General features: G+C 40.4%; 8 protein-coding genes and 1 pseudogene. 1 reads left to right on the top strand and 8 read right to left on the bottom strand.

Features of this window, described 5'->3' with window-relative positions; all coding sequences use genetic code 11:
- The 4 genes and pseudogenes from ACEYJ7_RS04090 to ACEYJ7_RS04075 all read right to left on the bottom strand — a co-directional run.
- A pseudogene (locus ACEYJ7_RS04090) lies at positions 1 to 446 on the bottom strand (GntP family permease); the annotation flags it as partial.
- Positions 447 to 561: 115 nt separating this feature from the next.
- Entirely contained in the window at positions 562 to 1,665 is a 1,104-nt protein-coding gene (locus tag ACEYJ7_RS04085) for a CdaR family transcriptional regulator (RefSeq protein ID WP_373777782.1), read from the bottom strand.
- Positions 1,666 to 1,748: 83 nt separating this feature from the next.
- A complete protein-coding gene (locus ACEYJ7_RS04080; RefSeq protein WP_373777781.1) occupies positions 1,749 to 2,546 on the bottom strand; it encodes an ABC transporter ATP-binding protein in 798 nt (265 codons plus the stop codon).
- Positions 2,546 to 3,481 (bottom strand): ABC transporter permease, encoded by a 936-nt coding sequence (locus ACEYJ7_RS04075; protein WP_373777780.1) that lies wholly within the window; start codon positions 3,479 to 3,481, stop codon positions 2,546 to 2,548. Before ACEYJ7_RS04075 ends, ACEYJ7_RS04080 begins: the two co-directional genes overlap by 1 nt.
- A gap of 184 nt (positions 3,482 to 3,665) precedes the next feature.
- Here ACEYJ7_RS04075 and ACEYJ7_RS04070 point away from each other — a divergent pair, with 184 nt between their 5' ends.
- Positions 3,666 to 3,890 (top strand): YgjV family protein, encoded by a 225-nt coding sequence (locus tag ACEYJ7_RS04070; RefSeq protein WP_373777785.1) that lies wholly within the window; start codon positions 3,666 to 3,668, stop codon positions 3,888 to 3,890.
- Positions 3,891 to 3,942: 52 nt separating this feature from the next.
- Here ACEYJ7_RS04070 and ftnA (ACEYJ7_RS04065) read toward each other — a convergent pair whose 3' ends face one another.
- The 4 genes from ftnA (ACEYJ7_RS04065) to secD form a co-directional block, all read right to left on the bottom strand.
- Positions 3,943 to 4,440 (bottom strand): non-heme ferritin, encoded by a 498-nt coding sequence (ftnA, locus tag ACEYJ7_RS04065; protein WP_373777778.1) that lies wholly within the window; start codon positions 4,438 to 4,440, stop codon positions 3,943 to 3,945.
- Complete coding sequence (ftnA, locus tag ACEYJ7_RS04060) at positions 4,440 to 4,940, bottom strand: non-heme ferritin (protein WP_373777783.1); 501 nt, start codon at positions 4,938 to 4,940, stop codon at positions 4,440 to 4,442. The genes ftnA (ACEYJ7_RS04065) and ftnA (ACEYJ7_RS04060) overlap by 1 nt, the downstream gene beginning before the upstream one ends.
- A gap of 78 nt (positions 4,941 to 5,018) precedes the next feature.
- Positions 5,019 to 5,987 (bottom strand): protein translocase subunit SecF, encoded by a 969-nt coding sequence (gene secF, locus ACEYJ7_RS04055; RefSeq protein WP_373777777.1) that lies wholly within the window; start codon positions 5,985 to 5,987, stop codon positions 5,019 to 5,021.
- Between the two features lie 10 nt (positions 5,988 to 5,997).
- Positions 5,998 to 7,842, bottom strand: a complete 1,845-nt coding sequence (gene secD, locus ACEYJ7_RS04050; protein ID WP_373777776.1) for a protein translocase subunit SecD — start codon at positions 7,840 to 7,842, stop codon at positions 5,998 to 6,000.
- Between the last annotated feature and the right edge of the window lie 28 nt (positions 7,843 to 7,870).

The raw sequence follows: 7,870 nt of genomic DNA, 5'->3' as shown, positions 1-7,870 counted from the left end.
GCACTTAACGCCACCGCCATACCGACAGGATTGGCTAAGATCTTTTTGCGAATCGCTTCACGAATCGGGTTTAACACCACAAATCCGCTATCACAGAAAACCGGAATTCCGACAACCCAACCCATTATCAGCATGGCTAATTCGGGGCGTTTTTGTCCGACGACCTTGACGACCATATCGGCAAGTTTGAGTGCAGCTCCCGTTTTTTCTAATACGGTACCGATGATCGCACCAAAAATAATCACAATACCGATACTGCGGAAAGTACCACTAAATCCGTTACCGATAATGGTTGGAATTTGTTCAAGAGAAATACCGGCTATCAACGCTAATGCTAAGGAAATTGACATTAGGGCTAAGAAGGGGTGAACTTTGAGTTTTGCTATCATCCAAATCATCACAATAATAGCAATCGTAAAACTAATAATAAGAGAAATACCCGTCATAGAAAGCTCCTTACTATGCTTAACATTCAAACACATTATTGAGCGTATTGACCAAAAAAGCGTTATTCAAATTTACAAAAAAATGAGCGAAACTGACCGCTTGTTTTGTAGAATTTTACAAACCGAGATAAATTATTGTGCCTAGATAGAGAATGAATTTTTCATCTATCTTGTTGAAAGATAAAGAGGTTATCTGTTCTATTTTCATTAAACGATAACGTAATGTATTGGGATGAATAAAGAGTTTTTGTGAGGTGTGAGAGAGATCACAATTTGATACAAAATAAATTTGTAAGGTTTTAATGAGGATCTGCTGTTCATCTTGTTCTAGCAACTTTTTGAAGCTGGAAAGTAGAATATCCGCTTGCCAAGTATGACTAAAATTTTGAAATAGGGCAGGTAATTTGACTTGATCAAATTGAATGACATGTTTTTTACTTTGAGTCTTTTCCGTATATTCTGCCGCATAGCAAGCGGTTTGATAAGAGATATGTGTTTGGGATAGGTCATTGACTTGTAATCCGACGATGGCTTTAAATTGAATCTCAGGATGCGAAAAATCGATGATTTCTTTTTTATGCTGAATTGGGGTGTCAGCGGATGATTTAAGTAATGCAATTCGATCTCGACCTATTACAGCGGTCGGTAATTTAGGATAATGATGTTCTATATAGGCTAATAGTGTTTGAAGTTTATCGGCTGTAGGATCTTGTACTTTCAGTAGAATAACCGAAAAAGATTGATGGAAAGGGATATCAAAAAACTGCGCTTGTTCGCTAATTTCTATTTGATTTAAATCGCCTTTAAGTAATTCTCTGATAAATTCTTCTTTGTAACGGCGTTGCCAACGCTCTTGTTCGAGTAAGAAAGATTGTTCCATAATCAGCTCGGCTGCCATTTTGACTAATTGAGCATATTGTCTCACTTCATTTGGATTTCCGGAAATTCCTATCACTCCAACATTAGATCCTAAGTAGCTTAACGGTAAATTAATTCCCTCTTTGGCTTCATAATTCCATAATTTAGCCAACTCATGATCAATTTCGACAATTTGATTTTTGCGTAATGTGACCACCGCTCCCGTATGTTTTTGATTAAGACGTTTCGGATCGCCGGAAGCAATAATAATCCCATTTTCATCCATAACATTCACTGAATTCGGAATAATTTGCATCGTACGTTTTACAATCATATTGGCGATATCTTTATTTAGTTTCATGTTACTCCTTGTATAACCGCATATAAAAGTCGGGAACAGCGTAATAAAAAAGACTAACCCTTTCCAGAATTAGTCTTATTATTTTAGCCTTCTAGCAATAAACCGTCATCACTCAGTTGCTCATTACGGCTCTTTTCGAATAAGCGCAATAAATCCGGTACATCCATTCGCTTACGCTCTTCTCCTGCCACATCGAAGGCAACTTGTCCTTGATGTAACATGACTGTTCTATCGCCATAATCTAAGGCTTGGCGCATAGAGTGGGTGACCATTAAGGTCGTGAGTTTTTGTTCTCGCACGATTTTATTCGTGAGTTCTAGCACAAAAGCCGTCGTTTTCGGGTCAAGAGCGGCGGTATGTTCATCTAATAGTAAAATGTTTGATGGTTGTAACGAAGCCATCAACAAACTTACCGCTTGGCGTTGTCCGCCAGAAAGTCTACCCATTTGGTCGGTAAGACGGTTTTCTAAGCCCAATCCGAGTAAAGCCAACTTCTCTTTAAACAGCTCACGTACTTGACGGTTTAAGGCAAAGCCTAATCCTCTTTTTTTACCGCGCTGATAAGCGAGAGCCATATTTTCTTCAATGGTGAGGGTTTCACAAGTACCAGCCATTGGATCTTGGAATACACGAGCGACTTGGTTTGATCGTTGCCAGCTATTCTGTTTAGCGACATTTTTCCCTTGAATTAATATTTCGCCCGAATCGACAAACACATCGCCACTGATAGCATTAAGTAATGTTGATTTTCCAGCTCCGTTACTGCCAATTACCGATACAAATTCACCTTCTGATACACTCAGGGAAAGCCCGCGTAATACTGGGTTTTCAATTGCGGTACCACGATTAAAAGTGATAAATAAGTTATTTAATTCAATCATTATTTACCTCTTTTCACAGAAAGTTTATGTCTAAAACGAGGCACAACTAATACAGCAACAACCAATAGTGCGGTAATTAAGTTAAGATCCTGCGGGCCAAATCCGATGCCGTTCAACGTATCATTGTTTAAGGCAAGAGCAATAAAAATACGATAGAGAATCGAGCCGATAATAACGGCGAATGTTAGCCAAACAATACGTGTAGCAGAAAAAATCGCTTCACCGATAATGACAGCGGCAAGACCGATAACGATAGTACCGACACCGATAGAAATATCAAAACCACCGTTGCTTTGTACATAGAGCGAACCAGCCAAGGCGATTAGACCGTTTGATATCGCCATGCCAAGTAACGTCATTTTATTGATCGCAATCCCTTGTGCCTTTGCCATCCGCGGGTTTGTACCGGTAGCACGGATAGCTAAGCCGGCTTGGGTTGCAAAAAATAAGTCGAACAGCAACTTCGCAATAATCACGACAAACACTGCGATTAATAAACGCACAATCGCAAGCTGTAAATCATCGTTAGCTTGAATTGAGTCGTATACCGTTGGGTCACCGAGTAAAGAGACATTCGGTTTTCCCATAATACGCAAGTTAATTGAATAGAGGGCAATCATCATCAAAATACTGGCGAGCAGTTTTTCAATTTTAAAACCGATATACAGACTGGCAGTAGTGGCACCGGCAAGGCAGCCGGCAAACATACCGAGCAAGGTGGCAATCCACGGGTCGATATTATGCAAAATACAAAGTACACTCACCCCGCCGCCAAGGGGAAAACTGCCGTCAGCAGTTAAATCGGGGAAATTGAGAATTTTATAAGAGATTAATACGCCTAAAGCGACAAGAGCATAAATTAGCCCTAGTTCGATCGCTCCAATCCAAGTAATGTGAGTAAAAATCTCACTTAAAAATAGAAGTAATGAATCCATAGGTAAAATACTACTTTACTAGTACAAATTTGAGATGGATTCTACGCTATTTTTTGTTAAAAATCAGTTTTTTTGTAAAGTTTTTTGACGCAAACCTTTGCGTTTCAAGCCCTAGCCGACAAATCACCAAAGAATGGATAGAATAGCGGCATCATTTATATTGATTTATCGTAAAGAGGTTATAGTGAACGGCATTGAAATATTAGGTTACGTCGCAATGGTATTGGTTGCGGGATCTTTTTTATTAAAAGATGTGATTAAATTGCGTATCGTTAATTCGTTAGGAGCAATTTGTTTTGTGATTTACGGGTTATTGATCGACTCAATACCGGTTACCGGGTTGAATATTTTTGTGGTTTGTGTAAATGCTTATTACATTGTGAAAGGCATACGTCACGCATCTAAATAATGAAATATAAAAAAATCGGCAAATACTCAATTTGCCGATTTTCTTTTATTTTCTAACCTTGTTTGGCTAATTCCGCAAGATCTTTATCAATATAGTATAAAGCTTTGTTGTCATCACCAAGCAGTGCGAATTTATCCAAAATCGTTTTAAATAAATGTTCTTCTTCATGTTGTTCTGCAACATACCATTGTAAGAAATTGAAGGAAGAGTAGTCTTTTTGCTCAAAAGTTTCTTCAACCAATTTATTGATTTGTGCAGTCACGTGTTTTTCATGTTCATACACGATTTCAAATAACTCTTTTAAGCTTGCATATTCTGTTTGCGGTGCTTCAATTGCTCCGATTTCGGCAAGCGCTCCGGTTTCGTTCAAATAAGTGAAAAGACGACGCATATGATCCATTTCTTCAGTAGCATGAACTTTTAAGAACGCAGCTGCACCGGTAAAGCAGTTATTATCCGCCCAAGCTGCCATTTGCAGATAAACATTGGAAGAATAAAATTCAAGGTTTAACTGGTCGTTTAAACGTTTGATGATATTTTGCGATAACATTATGCAGCTCCTTGATCTAAGTTTTCCAAATCTTTATCGACGAAGTAGAGGGATTTACCGCTTTCGCCGACCAATGTAAATTTATCAATAATTTCGCTGAAGAGTTTTTCTTCTTCATGTTGCTCTGCAACATACCATTGTAAGAAGTTAAACGTGGAGTAATCTTTGGCTTCAAAGGTAACTTCAACAAGTTCATTGATCTTAAATGTTACGTGTTTTTCGTGTTCTAACACAATTTCAAACAGATCTTTTAAAGAGTTGTATGTTTTACACGGAGCTTCAATTTTACCTAAAATAGGTAATGCTCCGGTTTCACTGACATAATCGAACAGTTTTTGCATATGCTCTAATTCTTCATCTGCGTGGCGAAGTAAGAATTTTGCCGCACCTTCGTAGCCGTTTTTCGAACACCACGAACTCATTTGTAAGTAGGTGTTTGATGAATAGAACTCTAGGTTGATTTGTTCATTGAGTTTATCAATGATTTTCTGCTGTAACATATGTTCTCCTGAAGTGGTGTGAGAGATACAAGCGGTCGGTTTTTGCAAATTTTTTACGAAAAACGACCGCTTGTAAGATTAATAATCAGCAAGTGATTTCTGATCTGCGCCTTCTTTTTCGACAACCGGTTGTAGCATATGTTCGCGTTTTAAACCAAGCTGTAATGCCACACCTACTGCAATATAGATTGAAGAGTAGGTACCGAAACTGATACCGATTAATAGCGCGAGAGAGAAACTGTGTAAAGTCGGACCACCTAACCAATAGAGTGCAGCAACGACGAATAACGTAGTAACCGAGGTCATTAATGTACGTGCCAGCGTTTGGCTAAGTGAGACGTCAATGACTTCCTCCGAAGTTGCACGACGAATTTTCGGGAAGTTTTCCCTCACCCGGTCAAACACCACGATACTGTCGTTCAACGAGTAACCGACAACCGAAAGAATGGCCGCAACAAAGGTAAGATCCAATTCAATTTGTAAGAACGAAAATACCCCAAGGGTAACGATCACATCGTGGAATAAAGCCAGTACCCCGCCGGTCGCTAAACGCCATTCAAAACGAACGCCAACGTAAATTAAGATCATAGCAAGCGTAGCGAGTGTACCGTAGATGGCGCCGAGGGTTAACTCATCACCGACGTTAGGACCAACAAATTCAATACTTTTAATTGTCGCGTTGGGATCCAACTGCTGATGCATTAAATTCATCACCGTTGTGCCGACATTCATATCGCCGGCAGAAGCTGGTAAACGAATCATCAAATCTTGCTGGGTTCCGAAGTTTTGTACTAACGCACTGGCATAACCGTTCTCTTCCAATACTTTGCGGACTTTACCTAAATCCGCTGCTTGAGAAAAATGGGTTTCGATCACGGTACCGCCGGTAAAATCTAAACCCCAGTTAAAGCCTTTGGTTACGATAGTAAAAAGACATAACGCCGTGATAATAAGTGAAAATGCGTAAGCGATAAAACGATAACGCATAAAAGGAATCAATTTATAAGGCAGTTTGATTTCTGCAACATCTTTTTCTTGAATAGACATTGAACTCCCCTTAAATCCAAAGTTTTTTCACGCGTTTACCACCGTACATCCAGTTAACTAACATTCGGGTTCCGGTAATGGCGGTAAACATAGAGATCATGACCCCTAATGCAAGTGTTACTGCAAAGCCTTTCACCGGACCGGTACCCACGGCATAAAGAATTAATGCAGTAAGGATGGTGGTTAAGTTGGAGTCGAAGATACTAGTGAATGCACCGTTATAACCCTCATGAATCGCCTGCTGAATCGGGCGACCATTGCGGATTTCTTCTTTAATCCGCTCATAAATGAGTACGTTGGCATCTACCGACATACCTACGGCAAGTACGATACCGGCTATTCCCGGCATAGTTAAGGTTGCGCCAATGAGTGACATTAAACCCACGGTAAGAACAAAGTTTGCCAATAACGCCGCACTTGCGAAAAGACCGAACATTTTGTAGTAGACCAAGCAGAACAAAATCGTTAAACCTAAGCCTAATAAGCCGGCTTCCATACCTTGAGTGACGTTATCTGCACCCAATGAAGCCCCAATAGTACGTTCTTCCACAATAACGATTGGTGCAATCAGCGCACCGGAGCGGAGTAAGACTGCAAGATTTTGCGCTTCAGCTGGACTATTGATACCGGTGATTTGGAAATTACTACCTAAACGGGTTTGAATGGTTGCAACGTTAATCACTTCTTCGTGTTTTTCAAGAATCACTTTGCCGTTGGCATCTTTACGACCGGAATCTTTAAATTCACTGTAAAGGGTTGCCATTGGTTTTTGTACATTACTCTTGGTGATTTCCGACATGATATTGCCGCCTTCACTGTCAAGGGTAATACTCACTTGAGGTAGACCACGTTCATCTTTACCTGAGGTAGCATTAATAATATGCTCGCCACCTAATGATGGACGTATTCTTAATACAACCGGTGAGCCGTCACGAGAATATTTGATTTCTGAACCGGCAGGAATAATACCGCGCATTGCGGAATCTAAGTTCGCTTCTTGGTTGACAATGCGGAATTCAAGAGTGGCAGTTGCACCTAAAATTTCTTTGGCTCGAGCCGTATCTTGAACACCCGGTAATTCAACAACAATACGATCCGCACCTTGACGCTGGATCGTTGGTTCAGAAACTCCGAGCTCTTCCACACGTTTACGTAGAATGGATAAGTTTTGTTCAATTGCTAAATCGCGCGAGCTTGAAAGTGCTTGCGGTGACGGAGAAAGCGTAATTGAAGTCGGCGTAACGGATCTGACATCTAGTGTGGTATGAATACGGCGAATATAACGAACCGCTTTATCAGCCGTATCCGCATCTACAAATTCGATTTCAGTCACAAAATCATCGGATTTTTTGATGCTTTTATATTGCAATTTTTCTTTACGGAATTCATTACGCAATGCGTCTTGTAACTGATCCTGCTGTTTAATTAACGCGCTATTCATATCCACTTCCATTAAGAAGCGGACACCTCCGCGTAAATCCAAACCGCGTTTCATCGGTTCTCCGCCAATCGAACTGAGCCATTCAGGTGTTGCCGGAGCGAGGTTAAGAGCCACAGAATAATTATTACCGAGAACTTCGGCAATTTTTTCTTTGGCAGGAAGTTGTTGTTCGTCACGTTCTAAACGCACCAGAATAGAGCCGTTTTCCAAGCTTATTGCTTTTGGTGTGATATTTAACGAGGTGAGTGCAGATTGTACTTGGGTGAGCGTTTCTGCTGACGCTGGTTGTCCCCTTGTACCGGAAACCTGTACGGAAGGATCTTCACCATATAAATTTGGAAGGGCGTATAAAGCACCAATGGCGACCACAAGGATCACCATTAGGTTCTTCCAAAGAGGGAAACGGTTTAACACAATAAGTCCCCTGTCTTAAAGGAAAGGA

The organism is Glaesserella sp., assembly GCF_041814905.1.
In the GTDB taxonomy this organism is placed as follows: Bacteria; Pseudomonadota; Gammaproteobacteria; order Enterobacterales; family Pasteurellaceae; genus Glaesserella.
The sequence above is the reverse complement of the archived record's forward strand: the minus strand, read 5'-3'. Positions and strand labels throughout refer to the sequence as shown.

Bases quoted from the DNA above. Each gene is read 5' to 3' on its own strand.
- ACEYJ7_RS04085 (WP_373777782.1), bottom strand. From the start codon at position 1,665: ATGAAACTAAATAAAGATATCGCCAATATGATTGTAAAACGTACGATG.
- ACEYJ7_RS04080 (WP_373777781.1), bottom strand. From the start codon at position 2,546: ATGATTGAATTAAATAACTTATTTATCACTTTTAATCGTGGTACCGCA.
- ACEYJ7_RS04075 (WP_373777780.1), bottom strand. From the start codon at position 3,481: ATGGATTCATTACTTCTATTTTTAAGTGAGATTTTTACTCACATTACT.
- ftnA (WP_373777778.1), bottom strand. From the start codon at position 4,440: ATGTTATCGCAAAATATCATCAAACGTTTAAACGACCAGTTAAACCTT.
- ftnA (WP_373777783.1), bottom strand. From the start codon at position 4,940: ATGTTACAGCAGAAAATCATTGATAAACTCAATGAACAAATCAACCTA.
- secF (WP_373777777.1), bottom strand. From the start codon at position 5,987: ATGTCTATTCAAGAAAAAGATGTTGCAGAAATCAAACTGCCTTATAAA.